29 protein-coding genes are annotated in these 26,828 nt (G+C 71.6%); 6 read left to right on the top strand and 23 right to left on the bottom strand.

Annotation, left to right across the window (positions count from 1 at the left end):
* Positions 1-154 precede the first annotated feature (154 nt).
* Genes C0R66_RS10225 through C0R66_RS10240 form a run of 4 tightly spaced genes read right to left on the bottom strand, consistent with a single transcriptional unit; the run spans position 155 to position 5,483 of the window.
* Positions 155-1,525 (bottom strand): replication-associated recombination protein A, encoded by a 1,371-nt coding sequence (locus C0R66_RS10225; protein ID WP_422385593.1) that lies wholly within the window; start codon positions 1,523-1,525, stop codon positions 155-157.
* Positions 1,526-1,561: 36 nt separating this feature from the next.
* The gene (gene aspS, locus C0R66_RS10230; RefSeq protein WP_101524606.1) at positions 1,562-3,355 is read right to left on the bottom strand and encodes an aspartate--tRNA ligase; all 1,794 of its coding nucleotides are present in this window, start codon (positions 3,353-3,355) and stop codon (positions 1,562-1,564) included.
* Positions 3,352-4,737: a histidine--tRNA ligase gene (gene hisS, locus C0R66_RS10235; RefSeq protein WP_101524607.1), complete on the bottom strand. Its 1,386-nt coding sequence runs from the start codon at positions 4,735-4,737 to the stop codon at positions 3,352-3,354. Before hisS ends, aspS begins: the two co-directional genes overlap by 4 nt.
* A gap of 2 nt (positions 4,738-4,739) precedes the next feature.
* Positions 4,740-5,483, bottom strand: a complete 744-nt coding sequence (locus tag C0R66_RS10240; protein ID WP_420818782.1) for an MBL fold metallo-hydrolase — start codon at positions 5,481-5,483, stop codon at positions 4,740-4,742.
* A 70-nt stretch (positions 5,484-5,553) separates the two neighbouring features.
* On the opposite strand from C0R66_RS10240, the gene C0R66_RS20135 reads away from it, so the two are divergent.
* Both C0R66_RS20135 and C0R66_RS10245 read left to right on the top strand, forming a co-directional pair.
* The gene (locus C0R66_RS20135; protein WP_338418185.1) at positions 5,554-5,802 is read left to right on the top strand and encodes a hypothetical protein; all 249 of its coding nucleotides are present in this window, start codon (positions 5,554-5,556) and stop codon (positions 5,800-5,802) included.
* Positions 5,799-6,800 (top strand): DUF349 domain-containing protein, encoded by a 1,002-nt coding sequence (locus C0R66_RS10245; RefSeq protein ID WP_338418186.1) that lies wholly within the window; start codon positions 5,799-5,801, stop codon positions 6,798-6,800. Before C0R66_RS20135 ends, C0R66_RS10245 begins: the two co-directional genes overlap by 4 nt.
* Before the next feature lie 41 nt (positions 6,801-6,841).
* Here C0R66_RS10245 and C0R66_RS10250 read toward each other — a convergent pair whose 3' ends face one another.
* From C0R66_RS10250 to C0R66_RS10325, 16 genes are all read right to left on the bottom strand, one after another.
* Entirely contained in the window at positions 6,842-9,076 is a 2,235-nt protein-coding gene (locus tag C0R66_RS10250) for a RelA/SpoT family protein (protein ID WP_101526183.1), read from the bottom strand.
* An 89-nt stretch (positions 9,077-9,165) separates the two neighbouring features.
* Positions 9,166-9,705 (bottom strand): adenine phosphoribosyltransferase, encoded by a 540-nt coding sequence (locus tag C0R66_RS10255; RefSeq protein ID WP_199286923.1) that lies wholly within the window; start codon positions 9,703-9,705, stop codon positions 9,166-9,168.
* A gap of 20 nt (positions 9,706-9,725) precedes the next feature.
* Positions 9,726-10,043, bottom strand: coding sequence for a preprotein translocase subunit YajC (gene yajC, locus C0R66_RS10260; RefSeq protein WP_240311690.1), 318 nt, complete (start codon positions 10,041-10,043; stop codon positions 9,726-9,728).
* Positions 10,044-10,121: 78 nt separating this feature from the next.
* Positions 10,122-11,150 carry a Holliday junction branch migration DNA helicase RuvB gene (gene ruvB / locus C0R66_RS10265; protein ID WP_420818787.1) on the bottom strand — a complete coding sequence of 343 codons (1,029 nt, stop codon included), beginning with the start codon at positions 11,148-11,150 and terminating at the stop codon, positions 10,122-10,124.
* 43 nt (positions 11,151-11,193) lie between these two features.
* Positions 11,194-11,793, bottom strand: coding sequence for a Holliday junction branch migration protein RuvA (ruvA, locus tag C0R66_RS10270; protein ID WP_101524611.1), 600 nt, complete (start codon positions 11,791-11,793; stop codon positions 11,194-11,196).
* A complete protein-coding gene (ruvC, locus tag C0R66_RS10275; RefSeq protein WP_199286924.1) occupies positions 11,790-12,335 on the bottom strand; it encodes a crossover junction endodeoxyribonuclease RuvC in 546 nt (181 codons plus the stop codon). Before ruvC ends, ruvA begins: the two co-directional genes overlap by 4 nt.
* Positions 12,336-12,435: 100 nt before the next feature.
* Complete coding sequence (locus tag C0R66_RS10280; protein ID WP_101524613.1) at positions 12,436-13,200, bottom strand: YebC/PmpR family DNA-binding transcriptional regulator; 765 nt, start codon at positions 13,198-13,200, stop codon at positions 12,436-12,438.
* Positions 13,201-13,236: 36 nt separating this feature from the next.
* Positions 13,237-13,854, bottom strand: coding sequence for a pyridoxal 5'-phosphate synthase glutaminase subunit PdxT (gene pdxT / locus C0R66_RS10285; RefSeq protein WP_101524614.1), 618 nt, complete (start codon positions 13,852-13,854; stop codon positions 13,237-13,239).
* A complete protein-coding gene (locus tag C0R66_RS10290; RefSeq protein ID WP_101524615.1) occupies positions 13,851-14,402 on the bottom strand; it encodes a DUF6891 domain-containing protein in 552 nt (183 codons plus the stop codon). Before C0R66_RS10290 ends, pdxT begins: the two co-directional genes overlap by 4 nt.
* Positions 14,399-15,310 carry a pyridoxal 5'-phosphate synthase lyase subunit PdxS gene (gene pdxS / locus C0R66_RS10295; protein WP_101524616.1) on the bottom strand — a complete coding sequence of 304 codons (912 nt, stop codon included), beginning with the start codon at positions 15,308-15,310 and terminating at the stop codon, positions 14,399-14,401. Before pdxS ends, C0R66_RS10290 begins: the two co-directional genes overlap by 4 nt.
* An 88-nt stretch (positions 15,311-15,398) precedes the next feature.
* A complete protein-coding gene (locus C0R66_RS10300; RefSeq protein ID WP_101524617.1) occupies positions 15,399-16,193 on the bottom strand; it encodes a spermidine synthase in 795 nt (264 codons plus the stop codon).
* 3 nt (positions 16,194-16,196) lie between these two features.
* Complete coding sequence (gene pgsA, locus C0R66_RS10305) at positions 16,197-16,826, bottom strand: phosphatidylinositol phosphate synthase (protein WP_101524618.1); 630 nt, start codon at positions 16,824-16,826, stop codon at positions 16,197-16,199.
* Positions 16,827-16,838: 12 nt separating this feature from the next.
* Entirely contained in the window at positions 16,839-17,600 is a 762-nt protein-coding gene (locus C0R66_RS10310) for an inositol monophosphatase family protein (RefSeq protein WP_101524619.1), read from the bottom strand.
* A gap of 7 nt (positions 17,601-17,607) precedes the next feature.
* Positions 17,608-18,159 (bottom strand): HIT family protein, encoded by a 552-nt coding sequence (locus C0R66_RS10315; RefSeq protein ID WP_101524620.1) that lies wholly within the window; start codon positions 18,157-18,159, stop codon positions 17,608-17,610.
* 5 nt (positions 18,160-18,164) lie between these two features.
* Entirely contained in the window at positions 18,165-20,156 is a 1,992-nt protein-coding gene (gene thrS, locus C0R66_RS10320; protein WP_101524621.1) for a threonine--tRNA ligase, read from the bottom strand.
* A 63-nt stretch (positions 20,157-20,219) separates the two neighbouring features.
* The gene (locus C0R66_RS10325) at positions 20,220-20,786 is read right to left on the bottom strand and encodes a DUF2231 domain-containing protein (RefSeq protein ID WP_101524622.1); all 567 of its coding nucleotides are present in this window, start codon (positions 20,784-20,786) and stop codon (positions 20,220-20,222) included.
* A gap of 98 nt (positions 20,787-20,884) precedes the next feature.
* On the opposite strand from C0R66_RS10325, the gene C0R66_RS10330 reads away from it, so the two are divergent.
* The 4 genes from C0R66_RS10330 to C0R66_RS10345 are packed head-to-tail and all read left to right on the top strand — an operon-like array spanning position 20,885 to position 24,300.
* The gene (locus C0R66_RS10330) at positions 20,885-22,054 is read left to right on the top strand and encodes an RtcB family protein (protein ID WP_101526185.1); all 1,170 of its coding nucleotides are present in this window, start codon (positions 20,885-20,887) and stop codon (positions 22,052-22,054) included.
* A 50-nt stretch (positions 22,055-22,104) separates the two neighbouring features.
* Entirely contained in the window at positions 22,105-22,830 is a 726-nt protein-coding gene (locus tag C0R66_RS10335) for a VOC family protein (protein WP_101524623.1), read from the top strand.
* A gap of 25 nt (positions 22,831-22,855) precedes the next feature.
* A complete protein-coding gene (locus tag C0R66_RS10340) occupies positions 22,856-23,719 on the top strand; it encodes an MBL fold metallo-hydrolase (protein ID WP_101524624.1) in 864 nt (287 codons plus the stop codon).
* The gene (locus C0R66_RS10345) at positions 23,716-24,300 is read left to right on the top strand and encodes a TetR/AcrR family transcriptional regulator (RefSeq protein WP_158647988.1); all 585 of its coding nucleotides are present in this window, start codon (positions 23,716-23,718) and stop codon (positions 24,298-24,300) included. Before C0R66_RS10340 ends, C0R66_RS10345 begins: the two co-directional genes overlap by 4 nt.
* Here the strand turns inward: C0R66_RS10345 and C0R66_RS10350 are convergent.
* Genes C0R66_RS10350 through C0R66_RS10360 form a run of 3 tightly spaced genes read right to left on the bottom strand, consistent with a single transcriptional unit; the run spans position 24,284 to position 26,816 of the window.
* Positions 24,284-25,555, bottom strand: coding sequence for an MFS transporter (locus C0R66_RS10350; protein WP_158647989.1), 1,272 nt, complete (start codon positions 25,553-25,555; stop codon positions 24,284-24,286). The genes C0R66_RS10345 and C0R66_RS10350 overlap by 17 nt on opposite strands.
* Positions 25,552-26,133, bottom strand: a complete 582-nt coding sequence (locus C0R66_RS10355) for a cysteine hydrolase family protein (protein ID WP_101524626.1) — start codon at positions 26,131-26,133, stop codon at positions 25,552-25,554. The genes C0R66_RS10350 and C0R66_RS10355 overlap by 4 nt, the downstream gene beginning before the upstream one ends.
* Positions 26,130-26,816, bottom strand: a complete 687-nt coding sequence (locus C0R66_RS10360) for a cysteine hydrolase family protein (RefSeq protein WP_101524627.1) — start codon at positions 26,814-26,816, stop codon at positions 26,130-26,132. Before C0R66_RS10360 ends, C0R66_RS10355 begins: the two co-directional genes overlap by 4 nt.
* Positions 26,817-26,828 lie beyond the last annotated feature (12 nt).

The raw sequence follows: 26,828 nt of genomic DNA on the forward strand, positions 1-26,828 counted from the left end.
CTGGCGCGCAGCTCCTGCTGCTCGCGGAGCGCGGCAGCGAGCGCCGTGCGGGTGCTGGTCCGCAGGCGCACCAGCGTCAGGACCAGCGCGCAGACGACCAGGGCCGCAGCGCCGATCACCGCAGGGACCATCGGTTCGCTCACAGAGGGGAACCCTACCTGCCCCTCGACTGGCCCCGGACGAGCCGCCGGACCCGCTCCCAGCGTTCCTTCAGGGTTGCCTCGGCCCCCAGGGCGGTGGGTCGGTAGTACTCGGCGTCCGCGACCACGTCGGGTGCGTACTGCTGCTGGGCGATGCCGAACGGCTCGTCGTGGGCGTACTTGTAGGTGACGCCGTGCCCGAGCTTCTTGGCGCCGCCGTAGTGGGCGTCGCGCAGGTGCGGCGGCACCGGGCCGATCTTGCCGGCGCGCACGTCGGCGCTGGCGCGGTCGATGGCCGAGATCACCGCGTTGGACTTCGGGGCGAGCGCCAGCGCGATGGTGGCCTGGGCGAGGTTGAGCCGCGCCTCGGGCATCCCGATCAGCTGCACCGCCTGCGCGGCCGCCACTGCGGTGGTCAGCGCGGTCGGGTCGGCCAGGCCGATGTCCTCGCTGGCCAGGATCACCAGGCGGCGGGCGATGAAGCGGGGGTCCTCCCCCGCCTCCACCATCCGGGCCAGGTAGTGCAGGGCCGCGTCCGCGTCGGAGCCCCGGACCGACTTGATGAAGGCGCTCGTCACGTCGTAGTGCTGGTCCCCCTGACGGTCGTAGCGCACCGCTGCCTGGTCCACCGCCGTCTCGGCCAGGGCGAGGGTGATGACGTGGGCGTCCTCGCCACCTACCGAGCTGGCCGCGCCCGCGGCAGCCTCGAGGTAGGTCAGCGCCCGTCGGGCGTCCCCGCCGGCCAGCCGGACCAGGTGGTCCCGGGCATCCTCGTCGAGGGTGAACCGTCCCGCCAGACCGCGCTCGTCCTCCAGCGCGGAGGTGATCACCTCACGGACGTCGTCGTCGGTCAGCGAGGTGAGCCGCAGCAGCAGGCTGCGCGAGAGCAGCGGCGAGATCACCGAGAAGAAGGGGTTCTCCGTGGTGGCGGCCACCAGGGTGACCCAGCGGTTCTCCACCCCCGGCAGCAGCGCGTCCTGCTGGGCCTTGGAGAACCGGTGCACCTCGTCGACGAAGAGCACCGTCTCGCGCCCGCCCCGGGACAGCTCCGAGCGGGCCGCGTCGATCGCCGCCCGGACCTCCTTGACGCCGGCGGACACCGCGGAGACCTCGACGAAGCGACGGTCTGTCTGGTTGCTGACGATGGCGGCGATCGTCGTCTTGCCCGTCCCCGGGGGGCCCCACAGCAGCAGCGACATCGACTGGTCGCCCTCGACCAGTCGGCGCAGCGGCGAGCCCTCGGCGCGCAGCTGCGGCTGCCCGACCAGCTCGTCCAGGGTGCGCGGACGCATCCGCACCGCGAGCGGCGCCGAGGAGTGGGTGTTGACCCCCAGCGACCCGGCGGAGGGACTCGGGGTGTCGAAGAGTCCCTCCACGTCAGTCACCGTCCCAGCCTAGGCCCAGGGCACGGGCGGGCCACCTCAGCGCTCCCCCGCGGTGTCCTCAGCTGTCGGCTTCGCGGCCGGCTTGGCGTCGACGCCGGCCTCCTTGCGCTGCTCGGGGGTGATCGGCGCCGGGGCCTCGGTCAGCGGGTCGTAGCCGCCGCCGGACTTGGGGAAGGCGATCACGTCGCGGATGGAGTCGCTGCCCGAGAGGATCGCGGCGATCCGGTCCATGCCGACCGCGATGCCGCCGTGCGGCGGGGCGCCGTACTTCAGCGCCTCGAGCAGGAAGCCGAACTTCTCCTCCGCCTCGGCCTCGTCGATCCCCATCACCGCGAAGACCCGCTTCTGCACGTCCTCGCGGTGGATACGGATGGACCCGCCGCCGAGCTCGTTGCCGTTGCACACGATGTCGTAGGCGTAGGCCAGCGCCTCGCCGGGCGCCTGCTCGAAGGAGTCGAGGAACTCCGGCTTCGGGCTGGTGAAGGCGTGGTGCACCGCGGTCCAGGCCCCGGCACCCACCGCGACGTCGCCGCTGGCGACCGCGTCGGAGGCCGGCTCGAACAGCGGCGCGTCGACCACCCAGGTGAACGCGAAGGCGGACTCGTCGATCAGTCCGCCGCGGCGGCCGATCTCCAGGCGGGCGGCTCCCAGCAGCGCCCGGCTCGGCTTGGCCTCGCCGGCAGCGAAGAAGACGCAGTCGCCGGGGTTGGCGCCCACGTGGGCGGCCAGCCCCTCCAGCTCGGTCGCCGACAGGTTCTTGGCGACCGGGCCGCCGAGGGTGCCGTCCTCGCCGACGAGCACGTAGGCCAGGCCCTTGGCGCCACGCTGCTTGGCCCACTCCTGCCAGGCGTCGAGCTGTTTGCGGGGCTGGCTGGCCCCGCCCGGCATCACCACGGCACCCACGTAGGGCGCCTGGAAGACCCGGAACGGCGTCTCGGCGAAGAACTCGGTGCACTCCACCAGCTCCAGGCCCATCCGCAGGTCCGGCTTGTCGGAGCCGAAGCGGCGCATCGCCTCGGCGTAGGTCAGCCGAGGGATGGGGCGCGGGATCTCGTGCCCGACCAGCGCCCACATCTCGGAGAGCACGTCCTCCATCAGCGAGATGACGTCCTCCTGGTCCACGAAGCTCATCTCGATGTCGAGCTGGGTGAACTCGGGCTGCCGGTCGGCGCGGAAGTCCTCGTCGCGGTAGCAGCGGGCGATCTGGTAGTACCGCTCCAGCCCGCCCACCATCAGCAGCTGCTTGAACAGCTGGGGGCTCTGCGGCAGGGCGTACCAGCTGCCGGGACGCAGTCGCGCCGGCACCACGAAGTCGCGGGCACCCTCCGGGGTGGACCGGGTCAGGGTCGGGGTCTCGACCTCGACGAAGTCGCGGCGGTCCAGCACGTCGCGGGCGGCCTTGTTGATCCGGCTGCGCAGCCGGATGGCGGCGGCCGGACCGCTGCGGCGCAGGTCCAGGTAGCGGTGCTTGAGCCGGATCTCCTCCCCCACGTCGACGTGGTCGTCGATGGGGAACGGCAGCGGCGCGGAGGTGCTGAGCACCTCGACGTCGGAGGCGATGACCTCGACCTCGCCGGTGGGGATCGCGTCGTTGGTGTTGCCCTCGGGGCGCGCGCTGACCTCACCGGTGATCTTGAGGCAGAACTCGTTGCGCAGGCTGTGGGCCACGGCCTCGTCGCGGATGACCACCTGGACGATGCCGCTGGCGTCGCGCAGATCCAGGAAGGCCACCCCACCGTGGTCGCGACGACGTGCCACCCACCCGGCGAGGGTGACGGTCTGGCCGACGTGCTCGGAGCGGAGCGCTCCGGCGTCATGGGTGCGGATCACGAGGTGGTCTCCTTGGGGTTGCGTGCGGTGTCTGTCTGGGTGCTGGGGCCGACGACCCGGACCTGCGGTCGCAGGTCCTCGGCGGGCGGCGTCCAGGTGTTCGGGTCGGCGGTGTGCTGGTCGCCGGTGCGGATGTCCTTCACGGTGTGCTCCGGATCGCCGGGGAACCAGACCCAGGGGATGCCGCGGCGCTCGGCGTAGCGGATCTGCTTGCCGAACTTGCTCGCGGTGGCGGCGACCTCGCACGGCACGCCGCTGCGGCGCAGCGCCGTGGCCACCGCGTCGGAGGCGCTGCGGGACTCCTCGTCCACGAGCGCCACCAGGACCGCGCTGGGCACGCTGCGGTCGGCGGTGAGCAGGCCCTTGTTGAGCAGCGGCACCAGCACCCGGCTCACGCCGAGGGAGATGCCCACCCCGGGGTACGTCGTACGGCCGTCGGCGGCGAGGGCGTCGTAGCGTCCACCGGAGCAGATCGAGCCCAACGACTCGTAGCCGTCCAGGCGGGTCTCGAACACGGTCCCGGTGTAGTAGTCCAGGCCCCGGGCGATCTTGAGGTCCGCCTCGAGGCGCACGGTGTCGGTGACCAGGTCGGCGCAGCCCCTCATCAGGGCGCCGAGCTCGCCGATGCCCTCCTCCAGCAGCGGGTGCTCCACCCCGAGGGCACGCACCTGCTCGGCGAAGGAGTCGTCGGGCGTGCAGATCCGGGCCAGGGCGAGGACCTTGTCGGCACGTTCGGCGTCCAGCAGCTGGTGCTCGGTGACCAGGAGGTCCCGCACCGCCTGCTCGGGCAGCTTGTCGAGCTTGTCGACCAGCCGCATCACCTCGTCGACGTCGCTCACGCCCAGGCCGGCGTAGAAGCCCTGGAGCAGCTTGCGGTTGTTGACCTGGAGGCGGAAGCCGGGCAGGAACGAGAGCCCCTTCAGCGCCTCCACCATCACCCGGGTGATCTCGACGTCGTGGTGGAACGGCAGCTCGCCGGCGCCCACGATGTCGATGTCGGCCTGGGTGAACTCCCGGAAGCGGCCGTCCTGGGGTCGCTCGCCCCGCCACACCTTCTGGATCTGGTAGCGCCGGAACGGGAACTCGAGCTTGCCGGAGTTCTCCAGCACGTAGCGGGCGAAGGGCACGGTGAGGTCGAAGTGCAGGCCGATGCCGGAGTCCCGTCCCCCAGCCTCCTCCTGCAGGCGGCGCAGGACGTAGACCTCCTTGGAGGTGTCGCCCTTGCGCAGCAGCTGGTCCATCGGCTCGACGGCACGCGTCTCGATGCCGGCGAACCCGTGCAGCTCGAAGGTGCGCGCCAGGGTGGATACCACCTCGACCTCGACGCTGCGCTGAGCCGGCAGCAGCTCGGGGAACCCGCTCAGCGGGCGTGGCTTGGACATGGCTAGAGACCTCGGGTCACTCGGCCTGCGGAGCCGCCCTCGAGCAGCTCGCGCAGATAGGGGTTGGTCGCGCGCTCGCGGCCGATGGACGTCTGCTCGCCGTGACCGGGCAGGACCACGATGTCGTCGGCGAGCGGGAGCACCTTGTCGGTCAGGCTGCGCAGCATCGTGGCGTGGTCGCCCCCCGGGAGGTCGGTGCGCCCGATGGAGCCGGCGAACAGCAGGTCCCCGGAGAACATCACCTCGGAGATGTCGCGCTGGCCCCCCGCCTCGCCGTACGGCGTGCGGAAGGTGACGGATCCCTGGGTGTGGCCCGGCGTGTGGTCGACGGTGAACCGCAGTCCGGCCACCTCGAGCTCCTGCAGGTCGCTCAGCTCGCGGACGTCCTCGGGCTCGGCCCACTCGTACGACCCGCCGAGCAGCATCTGCGTCGACTCGCGCGACATGCCGGCCATCGGGTCGGTGAGCAGGTGCCGGTCGCTGGGATGCACCCAGGCGGTCGCGTCGTAGGTGCCGGCGACGGGGGCCACGCACCACATGTGGTCGATGTGCCCGTGGGTGACCAGCACCGCGACCGGCTTGAGCTTGTTCTCCCGCACCACCTGGTCCACCCCGGCGGCGGAGTCCTTGCCCGGGTCGATGACCAGGCACTCGTTGCCCGGACCGGTGGACACGACGTAGCAGTTGGTTCCCCAGGGACCTGCGGGGAATCCGGCGATGAACACGGTGATGGACGCTCGATTCACGACTGGGTTTTTGTGGGCAGGTGAGTCAGCCTACCGAGGCCCGCGCGGCGATTGACTAGCATGGGCGACCATGAGCGCGCAGAAGCAGTCGGAGTGGGGCCGGGTGGCCGAGGACGGCACCGTCTATGTGAAGACCACGGCCGGCGAGAGGGCGGTGGGACAGTACCCAGCGGGCACGCCCGAAGAGGCCCTGGCGTTCTTCACCGAGCGCTTCGCCGCGCTGGAGTTCGAGGTCGGGCTGCTGGCCCAGCGCATCGCCGCGGGCAAGGTCTCCCCGAGGAGGCCGCGGCCGCCGTCAAGACGGTGCGGCAGCAGGTGAGCGAGGCCAACGCCGTGGGTGACCTGGACGGCCTGGCGGGCAAGCTGGACGCCCTCGGACCGGTGATCGCCATCCAGCGCGAGGCCCGCAAGGCGGAGCGGGCCCAGCGCGTCTCGGAGTCCAAGGACCGCAAGGAGAAGATCGTCGCGGAGGCCGAGCGGCTGGCCGAGGGCAACGACTGGCGCAACGGCGCCAACCGCCTGCGCGACCTGCTGGAGGAGTGGAAGGCCCTGCCTCGCCTGGAGAAGGGCGCCGACGACGTCCTGTGGCGCAGGTTCTCCACCGCCCGCACCACCTACACCCGTCACCGCAAGAGCCACTTCGCCGAGCAGCACGAGAAGCGCGACGCCGCCAAGACCATCAAGGAGCGCCTGGCCAAGGAGGCCGAGGCGCTCGCCGAGTCCACCGACTGGGGTCCGGCCTCGGGGCGTTTCCGGGACCTGATGCGTGACTGGAAGGCCGCCGGTCCCGCGCCTCGCGAGGTCGAGGAGAAGCTGTGGAAGAGGTTCCGGGGCGCCCAGGACACGTTCTTCGGCAACCGCGACTCCGCGAACGCGGCGCTGGACCAGGAGTTCGCCGCCAACGCGGAGGTCAAGGAGGCACTGCTGGTCGAGGCGGAGGCCCTGGTGGCCGACCTCGAGTCCGCCGACCTCGACGCGGTCAAGGCTGCGTTCCGTGACCTGGCCGACCGCTGGGACGCCGCTGGCAAGGTGCCGCGGGACCGGATCAAGGAGCTCGAGGGCCGGATGCGGGCCGTCGAGCAGGCCATCCGTGGCGTCGAGGAGGCGCAGTGGCGCCGCAGCGACCCGGAGAAGTCCGCGCGGGCCGACGACCTCGTCGGCAAGCTGGAGGCTGCGATCGCCGAGATCGAGGGCCGGCTGGAGAAGGCCCGCAGCGCCGGCGACGACAAGGCCGTTCGCGACCTGGAGGAGAACCTCGAGGGTCGTCGCGCCTTCCTGGAGATGGCTCGCAAGGCCGCCGAGGAGTTCTCCGGCTGAGGCCTCTCAGCGCGTCGTGACCGGCGACGCCTGCCGGGTCCCTACTGGGTGACCCGGTAGGCGTCGAAGACGCCCGGCACGCCTCGGACCGCACGCAGCACGCTGTCCAGGTGCGTGGAATCGGCCATCTCGAACGTGAACCGGCTCTTGGAGACCCGGTCCCGGGTGGTCTGCAGGGTGGCGCTGAGGATGTTCACGTGCGTGTCCGACAGCGCCATCGTGATGTCGGAGAGCAGGCGCGCCCGGTCCAGCGCCTCGACCTGGATGTTGACCAGGAACGTGGACTGGCCCGTCGGCGCCCACTCCACCCCGACCAGGCGCTCGGCCTGGCTCTGCAGGCTGGTGGCGTTGGTGCAGTCGCGGCGGTGGACCGAGACTCCGCCGCCCTTGGTCACGAAGCCCAGGATCGGGTCCGGCGGCACCGGCGTGCAGCACTTGGCGAGCTTGACCAACACGTCGCCGCTGCCCTCCACGACGACCCCGCTGTCGCCGGAGGTGGGCGTCTTGGCCCGGCTGCGGCGCCCGGTGATCGTGACGCCCTCGGCGAGGTCCTCGGCGGCCCCGTCGTCGCCTCCGTGCAGGTCGATCACCTTGCGCACGACGGCCTGCGCGGAGAGGTTGCCCTCCCCCACGGCGGCGTACAGGGCGGAGACGTCCTGGAGCCGGTAGTGGACCGCGGCCAGGGTCAGGGACTCGTGCGAGAGCAGCCGCTTCAGCGGCAGGCCCTCCTTGCGCATCAGGCGGGCGATCTGGTCCTTGCCCCGCTCGATGGCCTCCTCGCGCCGCTCCTTGGTGAACCACTGCCGGATCTTGGAGCGGGCCCGCGGTGACTTGACGAAGTTGAGCCAGTCCAGCGACGGTCCGGCGGTGGCGGCCTTGGAGGTGAAGACCTCGACCACGTCGCCGTTGTCCAACGTGGACTCCAGCGGCACCAGGCGTCCGTTGACCCGGGCCCCGATCGTGCGGTGGCCGACCTCGGTGTGCACCGCGTAGGCGAAGTCGACCGGGGTGGCCGCCGCGGGCAGGGCGATCACGTCCCCGCGCGGGGTGAAGACGTAGACCTCCGCGCGGTTCATCTCGAAGCGCAGCGACTCCAGGAACTCGCCCGGATCCTCGACGTCGCTCTGCCAGTCCATGAGCTGACGCAGCCAGGCCATGTCGTCCATGTCGCCGGCGCGGTCGGTGTCCACCCCGTTGCGGGTGTCCTCCTTGTACTTCCAGTGGGCCGCGACGCCGTACTCCGCGCGGCGGTGCATCGCGAAGGTGCGGATCTGCACCTCCACCGGCTTGCCGGCCGGGCCGATCACGGTGGTGTGCAGCGACTGGTACATGTTGAACTTCGGCATCGCCACGTAGTCCTTGAACCGCCCCAGCACCGGGTTCCAGCGCGAGTGCAGCACCCCGAGGACGGAGTAGCACTCGCGGTCCTCCTCCACCAGGACGCGGATGCCCACCAGGTCGTAGATGTCGGAGAACTCCCGGCCACCCACGATCATCTTCTGGTAGATCGAGTAGTAGTGCTTGGGCCGGCCGCTGACCTTGGCCTTGATCCGCGAGTCCTTCAGGTCGTCCTTGACCTGGTCGATGACCTGGGCCAGGAACTGGTCGCGGGACGGCGCCCGCTCGGCGACCATCCGCACGATCTCGTCGTAGATCTTGGGGTGCAGGGTGGCGAACGCCAGGTCCTCCAGCTCCCACTTGAGGGTGTTCATGCCCAGCCGGTGGGCCAGCGGCGCGTAGATGTCCAGGGTCTCGCGGGCGGTGCGCTCCTGGCTGGCCTGCGGGACGTAGCGCAGGGTGCGCATGTTGTGCAGCCGGTCGGCGAGCTTGATGACCAGCACGCGGATGTCGCGAGCCATCGCCACGATCATCTTGCGGATCGTCTCGGCCTGCGCGGCGTCGCCGTACTTGACCTTGTCGAGCTTGGTGACCCCGTCGACAAGCACCGCGACCTCGTCACCGAACTCGGCGCGCAGCTCGTCCAGCGTGTACGGCGTGTCCTCGACCGTGTCGTGCAGCAGGGCCGCGACCAGGGTCGGCTCGGTCATGCCGATGTCGGCCAGGATCGTGGCGACCGCCAGCGGGTGGGTGATGTAGGGATCACCGCTCTTGCGCATCTGGCTGCCGTGCTTCTGCTCGGCCACCAGGTAGGCCCGCTCCAGCAGCGCCAGGTCCGCCTTGGGGTGGTTGGCGCGCACCGCACGGAACAGCGGCTCCAGCACCGGGTTGCCGGGCTGGCTGGTGCGGGTGCCGATCCGAGCCAGGCGGGCCCGCATCGAGCGCGCCGATACCGGGACCTCCGAGGCGCGCTCCTGCTCGGGGGCCTGGGCGCTTTCCTCGGTCATCGCACCAGTCTAGTCACGGCTCAGATGGTCAGCAGGGCGGTGCAGGGAAGGTCGCTGACCAGGCCCCGTCCCTCCAGGAAGCCGATCTCCATGAGCACCGCCAACCCGGTCACGGTGCCACCGCAGGTCTCCACCAACCGGCGGGTGGCGGCCGCCGTGCCCCCGGTGGCCAGCACGTCGTCGACCAGCAGCACCCGGTCACCTGGCGCCACGGCGTCGTGGTGCAGCTCCAGGGTGGCCTCGCCGTACTCCAGGGCGAAGGACTCGGCGTGCGCCCCGCGGGGCAGCTTGCCCGCCTTGCGCACCGGCACGAACCCCGCGCCCAGGGCGAGCGCGACGGGGGCGGCGAGGATGAACCCCCGGGCCTCCATGCCCACGACCTTGTCGACGACCGGCCGGCCGTCCGCGTCCCGTCCGGCCTGCGCCAGGGCGGTCACGACCGCCTGGAAGGCGGCGTGGTCGGCCAGCACCGGGGTGATGTCCTTGAAGACCACGCCCGGCGTGGGGAAGTCCTGGACGTCGACGACCAGCTTGTCCAGGGCGCTACGGGCGCGCAGGATCTCCGGGGTCTCCACGGCGCTCACACCTCGGGGGTGGTCGGCTCAGTGCCGGTGTCGGCGCTGGTGCCGGTGTCGGCGCTGGTCGACTCGACCGCTGCCACCGCACCACGAGCCACCGAGACGACGACGCCGGGAGCGATCTCCGCCGAGACCCGGTCGTCCTGCACGGCACTGAGGGTGGCGAAGATGCCAGAGCTCAGCAGCACCCGGTCACCGGGCTTCAGCTGGGACTGCAGCCCGGCGATCGCCTTCTGCCGGCGCGACGCGGGACGCACGATCAGCAGCCAGAAGACCAAGGCGATCGCTGCCAGTGACAGCCACGAGACGTACTGCTCCAACGTGCTCAACCCTCTTCAAACTCAGTGTCAGGGAGGCCGACCTCCAGGCCGGCCACGAAGCACGAGTCTACGCAGGGGTCATTCGTCGAACAGCACCTCGTCCTGGCCCGCACCGGCCGGCGGGGTGAGACCGAGGTGCACCCAGGCGGCCGCGGTCGCGACCCGCCCGCGCGGGGTCCGGGCCAGGAAGCCGTTGCGCACCAGGAAGGGTTCGGCCACCTCCTCCACGGTCTCGCGCTCCTCCCCCACGGCCACAGCCAGGGTGGAGAGCCCCACCGGACCTCCGGCGAAGCGCCGGCAGAGCACGTCGATCACGGCGCGGTCCAGCCGGTCCAGGCCCAGCTCGTCGACCTCGTAGAGCTCCAGCGCCACCCGGGCCACCTCGCGCGAGAGCACCCCGTCGGCGCGGACCTGGGCGTAGTCGCGCACCCGGCGCAGCAGCCGGTTGGCGATCCGCGGGGTGCCACGGGAGCGGGACGCGATCTCCGCCGAGCCACCCTCGGTCAGGTTCACCCCGAGCAGCCCCGCGGAGCGGTGCACGATCAGGTCGAGCTCGTGCGGCTCGTAGAACTCCAGGTGGGCGGTGAACCCGAACCGGTCGCGCAGCGGCCCGGGCAGCAGCCCGGCCCGGGTGGTGGCTCCCACCAGGGTGAACGGCGGGATCTCCAGCGGGATCGCCGTCGCGCCGGGCCCCTTGCCGATGATCACGTCGACCCGGAAGTCCTCCATGGCCATGTAGAGCATCTCCTCGGCGGGCCGGGACATGCGGTGGATCTCGTCCACGAAGAGCACATCGCCCTCGTTCACCCCGCTCAGGATGGCGGCCAGGTCCCCGGCGTGGGTGATCGCCGGTCCGCTGGTGAGCCGCAGCGGTGTGGACATCTCCGCCGCGATGATCATCGCGAGCGTGGTCTTGCCCAAGCCGGGCGGTCCCGAGAGCAGCACGTGGTCGGGTGCCCGGCCCCGCTGCCGAGCCGCCTCCAGCACCAGGCCGAGCTGGTCCCGCACGCGGGTCTGCCCGACCACCTCGTCCAGGGTGCGGGGACGCAGCGCCGCCTCGATGGTCCGCTCGTCCCCCTCGGCCTCGGCGGCGGTCAGCGACTGCAGGTGCCGCTCCTCGCTGGCGGCCAGCAGCTCCTCGGGGTCCACCTCAGGCCTTGCTCAGCGTCTGGAGGGCGGCCCGCATGAGGCGTCCCACGTCGGGCTGGGCGCCGGCCTCGTCGGAGACCGCCTCGACGGCCTTGTCGGCCTCCTTGGCCGACCAGCCGAGACCGAGCAGGCCCTGGTGGACCTGGTCCCGCCAGGGCTGGGCCGCGCTGACGCCGCCGGCCGCGGCGCCGGAGCCCGTGGGCGCGCCGATGCGGTCCCGGAGCTCGAGGATGATCCGCTGCGCGCCCTTCTGACCGATTCCCGGCACCCGCGTCAGCGTCTTGACGTCGTCGGAGGAGATGGCGCGGCGCAGGTCGTCCGGGGTCAGCACCGCGAGCATGGCCTGGGCGACCTTGGGGCCCACGCCGGAGGCGGTCTGCACCAGCTCGAAGCAGCCCTTCTCGTCGTCGTCGAGGAAGCCGAACAACGTCATGGAGTCCTCGCGCACCACCATGGAGGTGGGCAGCGTGGACTCGTGGCCGGGGCGCAGGGTGGCCAGGGTGCCGGGGGTGCACATCAGCTCCAGGCCGACGCCCCCCACCTCGAGGACCGCGGACAGTGGCGTGACGGCGGCGACCCGGCCGCGGACGAAGGCGATCAACGCAGACTCCTGGAGCTCGTGGTGACGGACCGGACGCGGGCGGCCTGCCTGGCCACCGCCTCCTCGAGGCGGGACTGGGCGCCACCGCGCCAGATGTGGGTGATGGCCAGGGCCAGGGCGTCGGCGGCGTCCGCCGGCTTGGGCGGGGCGCTCAGCCGCAGGATGCGCGTCACCATGGCACCGACCTGGGCCTTGTCGGCGCGACCGCTGCCCGAGACCGCCGCCTTGACCTCGCTGGGAGTGTGGAGGGCCACCGGGAGACCCCGGCGCGCCGCGGCCACCAGCGCGATGCCGCTGGCCTGGGCGGTGCCCATGATGGTGCTGGAGTCGGAGCGGGCGAAGACCCGCTCGACGGCGACGGCGTCGGGGGCGTACTCGTCGAGCCAGGCGTCGATGCCCTTCTCGATGGTGACCAGGCGCAGCGCCACGGGCTGGTCGGCACTGGTGCGGATCACGTTGACGTCGATCAGGCTCAGCGGCCGGCCGACCTCGCCCTCGACCATGCCGATTCCGCACCGGGTCAGGCCGGGGTCAATCCCCAGGACACGCATGAGCCACCTTTTTCGTCGAACGTGTGTTCGCACGACACGCTATCCCCCGACGAGGGACCGATCCACCCGCGACACGCGCGGGGCGCAGGCCTCAGTCCTCGAGCTCGGCCAGCACCTCGTCGGGCACGTCCACGTTGGTGAACACGTTCTGCACGTCGTCGAGGTCCTCCAGCGCGTCGACCAGCTTGAAGACCTTGGGGGCAGCCTCGGCGTCCACCGGGATCTCCAGGCTGGCCACAAACTCCACGTCGGCGGAGTCGTAGTCGATGCCCGCGGCCTGGAGCGCCGTGCGCACCTGCACCACGTCGGTGGCCTCGGACTGCACCTGGAAGGACTCGTCCAGGTCGTTCACGTCCTCGGCCCCGGCGTCCAGCGTCGCCTCCAGGAGGTCGTCCTCGGTCACCTCACGGGACTCCTGGCTCTTGGGCACCGTCACCACGCCCTTGCGGGTGAACAGCCGCGACACCGAGCCGGGATCCGCCATCGTGCCGCCGTTGCGGGTGACCGCGGTGCGGACCTCCATCGCGGCGCGGTTGCGGTTGTCGGTCAGGCACTCGACCAGCAGGGCGACGCCCTGGGGGCCGTAGACCTCGTACATGATCGTGGAGTACTCAGCGCCGCCCGCCTCCGCACCGGAGCCGCGCTTGACGGCGCGGTCGATGTTGTCGTTGGGGACCGAGGACTTCTTCGCCTTCTGGACCGCGTCGTAGAGCGTGGGGTTGCCGGAGAGGTCGCCGCCGCCCATCTTCGCCGCGACCTCGATGTTCTTGATCAGCTTGGCGAACAGCTTGCCGCGCTTGGCATCGACGGCCGCCTTCTTGTGCTTGGTGGTCGCCCATTTGGAGTGGCCAGACATCAGTCCCTCTTCTGCTCGCTGCGATGGTCTGCGGGGTCAAGCCCGGCGCACCGCGTCCACGAACAATCCGTGGACGCGCCCGTCGCCACCCACCTCGGGGTGGAACGACGTGGCCAGCACCGAACCCTGCCGGACGGCCACGATCCTACCCACGGCGTCCCGGCTCGCGTCGGGGGCCGTTTGCACCCGCGCCAGCACCTCGACCGCGGGGCCTGCCTGCTCCACCCAGGGAGCCCGGATGAACACCGCGTGGACCGGGTCCTGGAGCCCCGCGAGGTCCAGGTCCTGCTCGAAGCTCTCGGCCTGGCGCCCGAAGGCGTTGCGCCGCACGGTGACGTCGAGCCCGCCGATGCTCACCTGGTCGCGGGTGCCTGCCTCGATCCGGTCGGCGAGCAGGATCATCCCCGCGCAGGTGCCGAGGACGGGCATCCCCTCCGCGATCCGCGCGCGCAGCGGCTCCATCAGGCCGAAGGTCACCGCGAGCTTCGCCATCGTCGTGGACTCCCCTCCCGGCAGCACCAGGCCGTGGCACGCCGCCAGCTCCTCGGGGCGGCGTACCCGCACCGCGCGGACGCCGAGGGACCCCAGGGTGGCCAGGTGCTCGCGCACGTCGCCCTGGAGGGCGAACACCCCGATCGTGGGCGCCGCGGTCACGGCCGCGCCTGCCAGGTCACCGAGAGCAGCAGCCGGCCGCGCTCGAAGGCCGCCGGCACCTGGTGGCGGGCCAGCACCCTCAGCACCCCGGACAGCAGGTCGTCGCCCGGCACCGCGTCGGTGAGGTCGGGGTGGCACAGGGTGACCTCGAGCACCCCGTGGTCCAGGGAGTGCCACACGTCGGGGTGGGTGAACCACAGGACGCCGCGCAGCTCACCGGGGTCGAGGTCTCGTCCCGCGGCGGCGCGGTCGGCCACCCCGGCCCGGACCGCCACCCCGCGGTTGCGCAGATCGGTCAGCGCGCTGACCAGCCGGTCGTGACCGGTGACCTCCGGCCACCGTGCTGCCTCGGCGCGCAGCGCGGCGGTCTCCGCGGCGATCCACGCCCGGGCCAGCACCTGGGGATCGGTCCCCGGGAGCTCGACCTCGATCGCCTCGACCAGCTCGGCGAGCACGGTCTCGGGTGGGTGCAGCCCGGTGCGCACCTGGAGCCGGGCCAGGTGGCGCAGGCCGTCCTCGGCGCGGCGTCTGGCGTCGGGTTCGGTCACCAGCCGCGCTCGGAGAGCCGGTGCGACTGGGGCAGCTCGTCGACGTTGATGCCCACCATCGCCTCGCCGAGGCCGCGGGAGACCTTCGCGACCACGCTGGGGTCGTCGTAGAACGTGGTGGCCTGGACGATCGCCTCCGCGCGCTGCTCGGGGTTGCCGGACTTGAAGATCCCCGACCCCACGAACACCCCCTCGGCACCCAGCTGCATCATCATCGCCGCGTCCGCCGGCGTGGCGATGCCCCCGGCGGTGAACAGCACGACCGGCAGCTTGCCGGCCTCGGCGACCTCCCGGACCAGCTCGTACGGCGCCTGCAGCTCCTTGGCCGCGACGTACAGCTCGTCGGGCGCCATCGCTCCCAGACGCCGGATCTCGGCCCTGATGGTGCGCATGTGGGTGACCGCGTTGGAGACGTCACCGGTGCCGGCCTCGCCCTTGGAGCGGATCATCGCCGCCCCCTCGGTGATCCGGCGCAGCGCCTCACCCAGGTTGGTGGCGCCGCACACGAACGGCACGGTGAAGTCCCACTTGTCGATGTGGTTGGCGTAGTCGGCGGGGGTGAGCACCTCGGACTCGTCGATGTAGTCCACCCCCAGGCTGGCCAGGACCTGTGCCTCGGCGAAGTGACCGATCCGTGCCTTGGCCATGACCGGGATGGAGACCGTCTCGATGATCGAGTCGATCATGTCCGGGTCGCTCATCCGGGAGACCCCGCCCTGGGCGCGGATGTCCGCGGGGACCCGCTCCAGCGCCATCACCGCCACGGCCCCGGCGTTCTCCGCGATCTTGGCCTGCTCCGCGGTGACGACGTCCATGATCACGCCGCCCTTCAGCATCTCCGCCATGCCGCGCTTGACGCGGGACGTGCCGGTGCTGGCCTGTGGAGCCTGGGGGGTGTTTTCGGTCATGTGTTGATCGTAGGCGCGCGGCCCGCGAGGACCCGCCACGCCCGCAGTGCGGGCAGCCCGGCGCGCACGGCCAGCCTGGGCGGCCGCCTCAGGGCGCGCCGGACGCCTCGGTGTCGGAGTCGGTGAAGGGCACTCCGCCACCGAAGAAGTCACCGACCCGGGTTCCCGCCAGCACCCGGAACCCGCTCTGGCGCCCACTCAGCCGCGCGTGCACCGTGTCGAGGGACCGCTGCCGCGTCGAGGCGAGGAGGAGGACGTTGCCGGCGCGCCGTCCCTTCAGGACCGCCGGCTCCACGTGCAGCGCGGTGGCGTCGAATACGCTGCGCCCCGCGGCCAGCGCCCGTCGGCTCCAGGCGAACGGCGCGCGGTCGACCAGGTTGAACAGCAGCAGTCCACCGTCGAGGAGCACGCCGCGCATCGTGGTGAAGGCCTCCACGGTGACCAGGTCGGCCGGCACCCGGCCGCGGTCGAACGCGTCGACGAGGATCACCTCGGCGCTGTCCGGGCGCAGCGCGCCCAGCCCGGTGCGCCCGTCCTGCGGCCGGACCTTGATGCCGCTGCGTGGCGGCAGCGGGAGGTGCGCGCGGACCTGCTCGGTGGTCTCGGTGTCGGGCTCGAGCACGATCTGGGCCGACCGGGGACGGGTGGCGGCGACGTAGCGCGGCAGGCTCATGGCCGCTCCCCCGACGTGCACCACCCGCAACGGCTCTCCCGGCGGGTCGACGGCGTCCAGCACGTCGCCGAGACGTCGTACGTAGTCGAAGGCGAGGTGCAGCGGGTCGGCCAGGTCGACGTAGGACTGGAGCTGACCGTCGGCGCGCAGCGCGAACGCGGTGCGCCGCTCGGTCGGGACGATCTCCGCTCCCCCGCCAGCGCTCGACACCGGTCAGCCCGCCTCGGCGGCCCTCGCCCTGGCGAGCGCCTGGTTGCGCACCGTCAGGATGCGCTGCACCACCGTCACCGTGCTCAGCGCCCCCAGCAGGCCCAGGCCGTAGGCGAGCACGGCGGGCTCGTCGGCGATCTCGGCGGCGAGCGCGAAGACGCCCAGCAGGACCAGCCGGTCCGCCCGCTCCATCAGCCCCACCCGGGCGGTGTAGCCCACGGACTCCGCGCGAGCCCGGGCGTAGGAGGTGGTGGCACCGGTGACCAGGCACCACAGCGCGGTCGCCTGGCCCAGGACCATGTCGCCGGGACCGGCGAAGTAGAGCAGCACGGAGCCGAAGACGACGGCGTCGGCGATCCGGTCCAGCGTGGAGTCCAGGAAGGCGCCGAAGTCGCTGGTACGCCCGCTCAGCCGGGCCATGGTGCCGTCCAGCAGGTCGAAGAGCGCGAAGACGGTGACCACGACCAGCGCGGTGATCAGGTGGCCGCGCGGGGCCCAGTAGAGCGCGGCGGCGCAGGTGAGCACCGTGCCGATGAGGGTGATCGCGTCCGGGGTGAGCCCCAGGCGCAGCAGGACTCGGGCGACGGGGGCGATGAGGGCCTTGGTGATGAAGCCTCTGAAGTGTTCCAGCATGTCGGGAGCAGGCTACCGGCCCTGGCCGGTGAGTGCCTGACAGACCTCCGCCACGGCGGTGGGGACGCCCGCGACGTACCACTCCACGCCCCCGGCCGACACCCGGCTGGTGGTGCCCCCCACGCCTCGGATGACGGCCGCGCCCGGGAGCTCGTCCCAGACCGGCACGGAGTGCTGCACCAGGACGTCGACCCGTCCCTGGGCCAGCGCCATCGCGTCCATGGAGCCCGAGCCCATCATCCGCAGGGTCGCCGCTCCCCGCACCGCGCGTCCGAACGCCTCACCGACCGGGCCGCCGTAGAAGGGCGGGTGCAGGTAGGTGGTCAGGCAGGCCTGCGCCAGGGGTACGTCGACCAGCGGGGCCAGCGCGACGCCGTTGCGGGTGGGTGCCAGGCCCGGTCCGCCCACGTAGGTGGCGTCCTCGTGCGGGTGGTGGACGGCGCCGAGGACGAGCTCGTCCCCGTCGGAGAGGGCGAGCGCCGAGCACCACCACTCCAGGCCACGGTGGAAGTTGTAGGTGCCGTCGACCGGGTCGATGACCCAGGTCCGGCCGCTGGAGCCGGTGTGGGCGGCCCCCTCCTCCCCCACGATCGAGTCGTCGGGCCGCTCGGCGCGCAGCCGTTCCAGGACCAGACGCTCCGCGGCCCGGTCGGCGGCGGTGACGACGTCGGAGACGCTCGTCTTGCGCTCGACGCTGAGCCCGGCGACGCGCATGCCGAGCGCGAGCGCCCCGGCCTCGCGGACGAGGTCGGAGGCCAGCGCGGCATCGGTCATGGCGTCGTCACTGCCACGCGTCGGCGAGCAGGGCGCGGGTGTCGGTGAGCAGCTGGGGCAGGGTCTTGGTGTGGCCGATGATCGGCATGAAGTTGGAGTCGCCGATCCAGCGGGGCACCACGTGCTGGTGCAGGTGGGCGGCGATTCCGGCACCGCCGGCGGTGCCGGCGTTCATCCCGATGTTGAAGCCCTCGGCCCGGGACACCGAGCGCAGCACCAGCATGGCCTTCCTGGTCAGCCGGCCGATCTCCACCGCCTCCTCGTCCGTGGTCTCCGTCCAGTCCGCGATGTGCCGGTAGGGGCAGACCATGAGGTGTCCCGAGGCGTACGGGTAGAGGTTGAGCACCACGAAGGCGGTCTCCCCGCGGTGCACCACCAGCCCGTCCACGTCGTCGAGCGAGGGGATCCTGCAGAACGGGCACTGCTCGCTGGAGGGGTCCGCGGGCTTGTTCTCGCCCCGGACGTAGGCCATCCGGTACGGCGTCCAGAGCCGCTCGAGGTCGTCGGGACGGCCGATCCCGTCCTGGTGCGCCTCCGGGTGCTCCTGCTCGGCGGCCATCGTGGTCAGACCTGCTCGCGGGTGGCCACCGCGGCGGCGACCCGCTCGATGGCCTCCTCCAGCGGCACCCCGTTGTCCTGGCGCCCGTCGCGGTAGCGGAAGGAGACGGCCCCGGCCTCGACGTCGTCGTCACCGGCGATCATCATGAACGGCACCTTCTGCAGCTGGGCGTTGCGGATCTTCTTCTGCATCCGGTCGTCGGAGTCGTCCACCTCGACCCGCAGGCCCAGGGGCTTCATCCGCTTGGCCACCTCGAAGAGGTAGTCGTTGTGCCGCTCGGCGATCGGGATCGCCTGCACCTGGACGGGGGCGAGCCACGGCGGGAACGCGCCGGCGTAGTGCTCGACCAGGACGCCGAGGAACCGCTCGATCGACCCGAACTTGGCCGAGTGGATCATCACCGGCTGCTGCCGCGAGCCGTCGGCGGCGACGTACTCCAGGTTGAAGCGGTCCGCGGACGGCTGGTTGAAGTCGTACTGGACGGTGCCCATCTGCCAGGTCCGGCCGATCGCGTCGCGCGCCTGGACGGAGATCTTGGGGCCGTAGTAGGCGGCGCCTCCGGGGTCGGGCACGAGCTCCAGGCCGGTCCGGGTGGCGACGTCCTCGAGCACCTGGGTCGCGGTCGCCCAGTCCTCGTCGGAGCCGATGAACTTGTCCTTGGCGGCGTCGCGGGTGGACAGCTCGAGGTAGAAGTCGTCGAGACCGAAGTCGCGCAGCACGCTGAGCATGAAGTTGAGCAGGTGCTCGACCTCCTCGGGAGCCTGCTCGGGGGTGCAGTAGGAGTGGGAGTCGTCCTGGGCGAAGCCGCGCACCCGGGTCAGGCCGTGCACGACTCCGGACTTCTCGTGCCGGTAGACGCTGCCGAACTCGAACAGGCGCAGCGGCAGCTCACGGTAGGAGCGCTGCCGGGAGCGGTAGATGAGGTTGTGCATCGGGCAGTTCATCGCCTTGAGCCGGTAGTCCATGCCGTCGACGTCGAGGGCGGGGAACATGCCCTCGCCGTAGTACGGCAGGTGGCCGGAGGTGTAGAACAGGCCCTCCTTGGCGATGTGCGGGGTGCCGACGTACTCGAAGCCCTCCTCGATGTGCCGCTGCCGGACGTAGTCCTCCATCGCCCGCTTGATCACGCCGCCCCTGGGGTGGAAGACCGGCAGCCCGGAGCCGATCTCGTCGGGGAAGCTGAACAGGTCGAGGTCGCGGCCGAGCTTGCGGTGGTCTCGGCGCTCGGCCTCCTCGATCCGGTGCAGGTGCTCCTCGAGCGCCTCCTTGGACTCCCAGGCGGTGCCGTAGATGCGCTGGAGCTGCTTGTTCTTCTCGTCGCCGCGCCAGTACGCCGCCGCCGAGCGCATCAGCTTGAACGCCGGGATGCGCTTGGTGGTCGGCAGGTGCGGACCGCGGCACAGGTCGGACCAGGCCACGTCGCCGTTGCGGCGCACGTTGTCGTAGATGGTCAGCTCGCCCGCGCCGACCTCGACGGCGGCCCCCTCGGCCGCGCCCTCGGCGTGCCCGGAGCCCTTGAGCCCGATCAGCTCGAGCTTGTAGGGCTCGTCCTGGAGCTCGCGGATGGCGTCGGCGTCGGTGGTGACGCGGCGGTCGAAGCGCTGACCCTCCTTGATGATCTTGCGCATCGCGGTCTCGATCTTGGCCAGGTCCTCGGGCACGAACGGGGTCTCGACGTCGAAGTCGTAGTAGAAGCCGTTCTCCACCGGCGGCCCGATGCCGAGCTTGGCCTCGGGCCAGATCTGCTGCACGGCCTGGGCCATCACGTGGGCGGTGGAGTGGCGCAGGATGTCGCGGCCGTCGGCGGAGTCGATCGCCACGCCCTCGACCTCGTCGCCGTCGGAGAGCTCGTGCGCCAGGTCGCGCAGCTGGCCCCCCACCCGCGCCGCGATCACCTCGGCGTCGTCGGCGAACAGCTGCCAGGCCTTGGTGCCACTCGTGGTGGTCTGCTCCTGACGCTCACCGGCGTGGATGCGGACGACCTTGATCTCGGGCACGGGGTAGCTCCTGGTTCGGCTGGGTGAGGACAGGTCGATGCTATCGGTCCCGCCGCCGGCCACTCAGACCTGTGTCGCGTCGAACGCCGGGTGGTGGCTGCCCACCTTGCGGGCCTCGGCGAGGTGACCGCCGAGGTAGGCGCCGGCGCCGGAGATCGCGTAGCCGAGCAGGCCGAGCTTGACCCCGGCGGCCTGGCGGCCCTGACGGCGGGCCCGCCAGGAGGCCGCGTAGGCGCCGATGGCGACGCCGTTGCTGACCGCGTGCACCAGCCCCACGCGCTTCTCCCTCGACGATGCCTCGGACCACTCGGCCCAGCCCGTCCAGGCGGTCGGGACCGCGGCGGCGAGCCCGGTGCCCACCAGGGCCTGGGCGGGGGCGGCCCAGCGGCCCCGCCCCAGCACGTCGAGCAGGCTGGCCGAGGTCCAGCTGCCCACGACCAGGTCGGTGAGCAGCGGGTGGAGGGCGTGACCGAGCCAGTCGCCGCGCAGCACCTGACCCTTCACCCCCGAGGCGAAGAGCGTCTGGACGTGTGGCTGGAGGGCAGCCACCGGGCGGTCGAGCACCGAGGCACCCTCCAGTCGCAGGGTCCAGCGCACGAGTGCCGGCGGTCGTTCGGATGTCGTCGTCATGGACCCACCGTGCCCGGCGAAGCGAGGAGCAAACGTGGCGGATCCGCGCCTCGGCCAGGTGCGAGAATTTCGTTTGACCGGTGCGGAAGGCTGCGGACATGGAACAGATCACCAAGCGCTTCCTCAACTGGGCGAGCATCCTCGAGGACGCGACCCGGGCGCAGGTTCAGATGACCAGCGAGATGCCCTTCATCTACCCCCACGTCGCCCTGATGCCGGACGCGCACCTGGGCAGGGGCTGCGCCGTGGGGGCCGTCCTGCCCGCCCGCGGCGCGATCATGCCCGCTGCGGTCGGAGTGGACATCGGGTGCGGGATGATCGCCGTCCGCACCCAGTACGTCGCAGCCGACCTGCCCGCCGATCGGCGGCCGCTCCGCGAAGCGGTCGAAGGTGCAGTGCCGCTGTCGGCGGGCCGGTACAACGCCGCGGTGACGCGTGAGCACACCCGGTCGCGGGTCGCGAACCTGGAGGCCCGCGCCGAGCGCGCCGGCTTCGATCCGGCTCGCTACGCCGCCAACTGGCGGCTGCAGCTCGGCACGCTCGGCTCGGGCAACCACTTCATCGAGGTCAGCCTCGACGAGGAGGACCGGGTGTGGCTGTTCCTGCACTCGGGGTCCCGCGGCGTGGGCAACAAGATCGCGACCCATCACATCAAGGTCGCGCAGCGCCTGTGCGCACAGCGCTACATCAAGCTCCCCCACCCCGACCTGGCCTACCTCGTCGAGGGCGATCCCGAGTTCTGGACCTACCTGGACCAGCTGCGGTGGGCCCAGCACTTCGCCCTGCTCAACCGGGAGGAGATGATGGATCGCCTCGCCCACTGCTTCGGCGAATGGGTCGGCGGTGCAGTCGTGGAGTCGCAGCGGATCAACTGCCACCACAACTACACCGAGCAGGAGGAGCACTTCGGCGAGACCGTGTGGCTCTCCCGCAAGGGCGCCATCGACGCCTCCCAGGGGACGTGGGGCCTGATCCCGGGCAGCATCGGCACGCGTTCCTACGTGGTGCAGGGCAAGGGCAACCGCCTCGCGCTCAACTCCTCCCCGCACGGGGCGGGGCGGGAGTACGGACGGCGGCACGCGCAGCGGACGTTCACCTACGACCAGCTGGTCGAGTCGATGGCGGGCATCGAGTGGTCGGGGTCGAGGGAGTTCATCGACGAGATCCCGAACGCCTACAAGGACATCGACGTGGTGATGAACGACGCCAAGGACCTGGTGGAGGTGCGCCACACGCTGCGCCAGATCGTGAACGTCAAGGGTGACTAGCGGACCAGAATCGGCGTGCGCCGCCAGCTCCCCCGCTCTACGGTGAGCGGATGTACCTGGAGAACGTCGTCTTCGACGCCATGGAGCCACGGCTGCTCGGGCGGTTCTGGGAGTCCGCGGTGGGCGGTGAGCGGCTGACCGACGAGCCCGCCGGTTTCGAGACGCGGCTCGCCGTCCCGGGGGGACCGACGCTCGACCTGTGCTTCCAGCCCGTCGCCGACCCGACGCTCGACCCGCCCCGGCTGCACGTCGACCTCGCGGGCGGGGAGCGCCAGGCCGAGGAGGTGAAGCGGCTCCTCGCGCTGGGTGCCCGCCGCCTGGACCTGGGACAGGGCGACGTGCCCTGGGCGGTGCTCGCCGACCCCGAGGGCATCCCCTGCTGCGTCGTGGAGGAGCGCCCGGAGTACGCCGGCAGCGGCCCGATCGCCGCGCTGCCCCTGCACTCCGCGGACCCGGGTCGGGACGCGGCGTTCTGGTCCTGGCTGACCGGTTGGCGCGAGGTCCCCGGCAGCGCGCCCCACGCACTGCGCCACGAGTCCGGGCTGGGTCCGCTGCTCGAGCTGTGCCAGGAGACGACCGGCAAGACAGCGGCCAAGAACCGGCTCCACCTCGACGTCCGACTGGAGTCCGGCGAGGACGCCGACGACGTGGAGGCGCACATCACCGAGCGGGGAGGCGCACGGCTGGAGGTCGACTGGGGCGCGCTGCCGTGGCGGTCCTACACCGATCCCTCTGGCAACGAGTTCTGTGTGCTCCCCGCGACGAAACACGCCTGAAACTGTCAAGCGATAGGTTGAGCCCATGCTGGGCTACGACACGGGTTTCCACGAGGTCGGCGACCGAATCTGGGTCGCGCGCTACGAGTGGCACGACGTCAACATCACGGTCATCGAGGGCGGCGCGGGCCTGCTCATGATCGACACCCATGCCTCCACCAGGGCGGCGGTCGGTGTCATCGACCACATCCGACGCGCCGGCCTGGGAGAGGTCACGGTCGTGGTCAACACCCACGAGCACTTCGACCACACCTTCGGCAACGCCGCCGTCCGGTCGGCCTACGGCCCGGTCCCCATCCACGCCACCCAGCACGCCACGGACCACACGCTGAGCTCGGCGGTCGCCTTCAAGGCTCGCTTCGCCGCCCAGGTGGCCGCCGGGGAGCTGGCCGACCCGCGGACCCCGGAGATCCTCCAGACGGACGTCGTCGCACCCGACCGCCCGTTCGTCGGACGGACCACCCTCGACCTCGGGGGCCGCACCGTGGAGCTCGTGCACCCCGGTCGTGGGCACACCGCCGGAGACCTGGTCACCTGGGTGCCGGACGCCAACCTGCTCCAGGCGGGCGACCTGCTGGAGGAGACCGGGCCACCGGTCTACACCGACCACAGCTACCCGCTCGACTGGCCCGCCACCATCGACGTCGTCCTGGACCTGATCGACGACCGCTCCACCGTCGTGCCGGGGCACGGCGTACCCGTGGACAAGGAATGGGTCCGGGGGCAGCGCGCCGAGATCGCGCAGGTGGCGGACACCATCCAGCAGCTGGGCTCCGAGGGCGTCCCGATCGAGCGGGCGATCGCGGCGGCGACCTGGCCGTGGCCGACCGACGACTGGCGGTTCGCAGGGGCGCTGCAGAGCGGGTACGCCCAGCTCGGGCTCGCATGAGCGCCGAACCCGTCCGCCGCGGCACCGGTCGCGCGCGCATCATCGAGGCCGCGACCGAGCTCTTCCTCTCCCAGGGTTACGCGGGCACCACCACGCGCGACATCGCCGCCAGGGCGGGCATCCGGCAGCCCTCGCTCTACGCCCACTTCAAGGTCAAGGCCGACATCCTGCTGGAGGTCCTGGCCCAACCGATCCGGGCCTCGGTGGAGACCTCGGCCGCCCTGATCGAGGACGCCGGGCTCAGTGCCGTCGAGCGTCTGGCACGGCTGGTCGAGTTCGACGTGAAGCTGCTCTGCGACGGACCGAACCTCGCTCACCTGGGCTACCTGCCCGACGTCCGGGCCGAGCAGATCGACGCCGAGCTCGACGCGCAGCACCGGGACCTGCGCCGCGCCTACCAGGTGCTGGTCGAGGGAGCGCTGAACGAAGCAGGACGGCCGGTCGAGGACGCCCGAGGCATCAGCGACGTCGTGCTGACGCTGGTCGAGGGCGTCATCCTCCGCCGCATCGTGGATCCCAGCGTCACCGGCGAGCAGCTCGCTCCGCTGCTGCGCGACGCCGTGCTCACGCTGGTGCGCTGAGCGGCGCCCCGGCCGGGTCCTGCTGTCCTCGGACGTCGCTGGTCCGGCCCTGCGCAGCGGCCCGCCCTGCGCGCTCACGTGCCTGGCGGTCGTGCCGGGTCGCCACCAGGACCCACATGGTCCCCAGCAGCACCACGACGCAGCTGATCCACAGACCGCGGGCGCCGAGCCCTCCCAGCGCCAGGCCACCGACGAGCGACGCCAAGGTCCGTCCCACGGTCCAGGTCATGGAGTAGAAGCCCTGGTACGTCGCGAGCAGACGCGGCGGCGCGATGTCGGCCACCACGGTGGCGGCGACCGGGAAGATGCCGAGCTCCCCCAGCGTCCACAGCACCGTGGCGGCGGCGTAGTGCCACCACGCGGCGGCGAACACCTGCACGACGTACCCCGCCGCGGTCAGGGCAACGGCGCAGCCGAGCACCGTGGACTTCGGCACCCGCTCCAGGAGCCGGACCAGCGGCAGCTGGAAGAGACACAGGATGACCCCGTTGACGGTGAGCAGCACGCCGTACTGCGGGACCGAGAAGCCGGCGTGGTCCATCACCACCGGGAGCGTGGTGGTGCCCTGGATGTAGACGACCATGTAGGCCGTCATGGTCACGGTGAAGACCAGGAAGACCCGGTCCCGCAGCAGCTCGCCGTACGCGGTGCGCACGGTGATCGGGGCTCCGCCGGGCGGAGGTGCCGAACCGCTCCGCAGGCTCGGGACCAGGACGACCAGGACCCCGAGCAGCAGCGCTGCCTCGAGGTAGAACACCGCGGCGAAGGACCAGCCCGCCAGCCAGCTGGCGAGGATCGGACCCACCGCCCAGCCGGCGTTCATCGCCCACACGTAGAGGCTGTAGGCGCGCTCGCGCTGGGCCGGCTCGACCCGCTCGGTCACCAGCGAGCTGAGTGCCGCGTTGCCGATGTGGCAGGCGATCCCGTACAGCAGCAGGACCCCCGCCAACGGGCCGGTGCCCAAGGGCTGGGCCAGCACCACCAGGAGCAGTGCCGAGGCCACCTGGCCGGCGACGATCAGGCCGAGCCGCCCGAGGCGGTCGGCGAGGTAGCCGCCAGCCAGGCTGGCGACCACCCCGCCCGCGCCGAAGGTCGCGGTGACCAACCCGATCGTCGTGGCCCCCAGGTCCCGCTCGCTGGCGAGCCAGGACGCCAGGAGCGGCGCGACGAACCGGCCGATCGAGAGCACCAGGACGGTGGTCCACAGCGCCCAGAAGCTGCGCGGCAGCCGACGCCCGTCCCCTGGACGGGTCACACCATCACGGGACGCGACGCCAGCCAGCCCATGACCTCCTCGGAGGTGACCAGGGCCTTGCGCTGCAGGTAGTTGATCATCTTCAGCGCGTCGTCGTGCGCCTGCTCGCTCGACCCGGCGACCACGTCGGTGACGACGTTGATGAAGAAGTCGCGCTGGTGGGCGTCGACGCTGGTGTAGAGGATGCAGATGTCGGTGAAGCCGCCGATGAGGATCAGGCTCTCCGCCCCGTAGGCCTTGAGCACGATGTCCAGCTCGGTGGCGAAGAAGCTGGAGTACCGGCGCTTCCTGATGTGGAACTCCTCGCCCACGGGGCCGAGCCCGTGCGCGATCTCGTTCTGCGGGTCGCCCTCGATGCAGTGCGGGCCCTCGGAGCCGTCGAGCTCGCGCCCGATGTCGGTCAGGTGCGGCTTGTGCACCTCCTGGATCCACACCACCGGGACGTCGCTCTCGCGGCACGCGGCGACGATGGCCTCGGCCTTGTCGCGCTGCTCGGCGGTGTAGGTGCAGAAGGGACCGGACAGGTCGCCCCCCTGGAAGTCGACGACGACGAGTGCGGTCTTGCCCTGGATGTTCATGCGATCTCCTCGAGGGTGGTGGCGGTCGGCGCGGGCAGCGCGGCGAGCCAGTCGGTCACGGCGCCGCTGGTGACGAGGGAGTCCCGCTGGAGGTACTTCATGGCGCGCAGCGCGGCCTCGTGCAGCTCCTCACCGGAACCGACGACGAGGTCGGTCACGGTGCGGAAGTGGTAGTCGTGCTGGTGGGCGTCCACCGCCGTGTAGTGGATGCACACGTCCGTCATGCCGCCGATCAGGACCACGGTCTCCGCGTGGTAGCCACGCAGCACCAGGTCCAGCTCGCTGCCGAAGAAGGCGGAGTAGCGGCGCTTGCGGATCAGGTACTCCTCGGGCCGCGGGTCCATCCCGGGGTGCAGCTCGGTCGCCTGCTCCCCCTCGATGCAGTGCGGCCCCTCGGCTCCGTCGAGCTCCCGCCCGATGTCGACCAGGGACGGCTTGTGCACCTCCTGGATGAATACCACCGGAACCCCCTTGTCCCGGAAGGCGGCGACCAGGTCCACGGCGCGGGCGTTGCGCTCGGCGCGCCCGGGCATGAAGGTCTGTTCGGGGCGGGTGGGGGTGAACGGGTTCTCCAACCCGCCGCCCTGGATGTCGACGACGACCAGGACGACGTTGCCGACGGGCTTCAGCTCGTCGCTCGGGGACCATTCCGTGACCTGCCACGGGCTCTGCACTTGGGGCATGGGACTTCCTCA

The organism is Nocardioides houyundeii, from assembly GCF_002865585.1.
Taxonomy (GTDB): Bacteria; Actinomycetota; Actinomycetes; order Propionibacteriales; family Nocardioidaceae; genus Nocardioides; species Nocardioides houyundeii.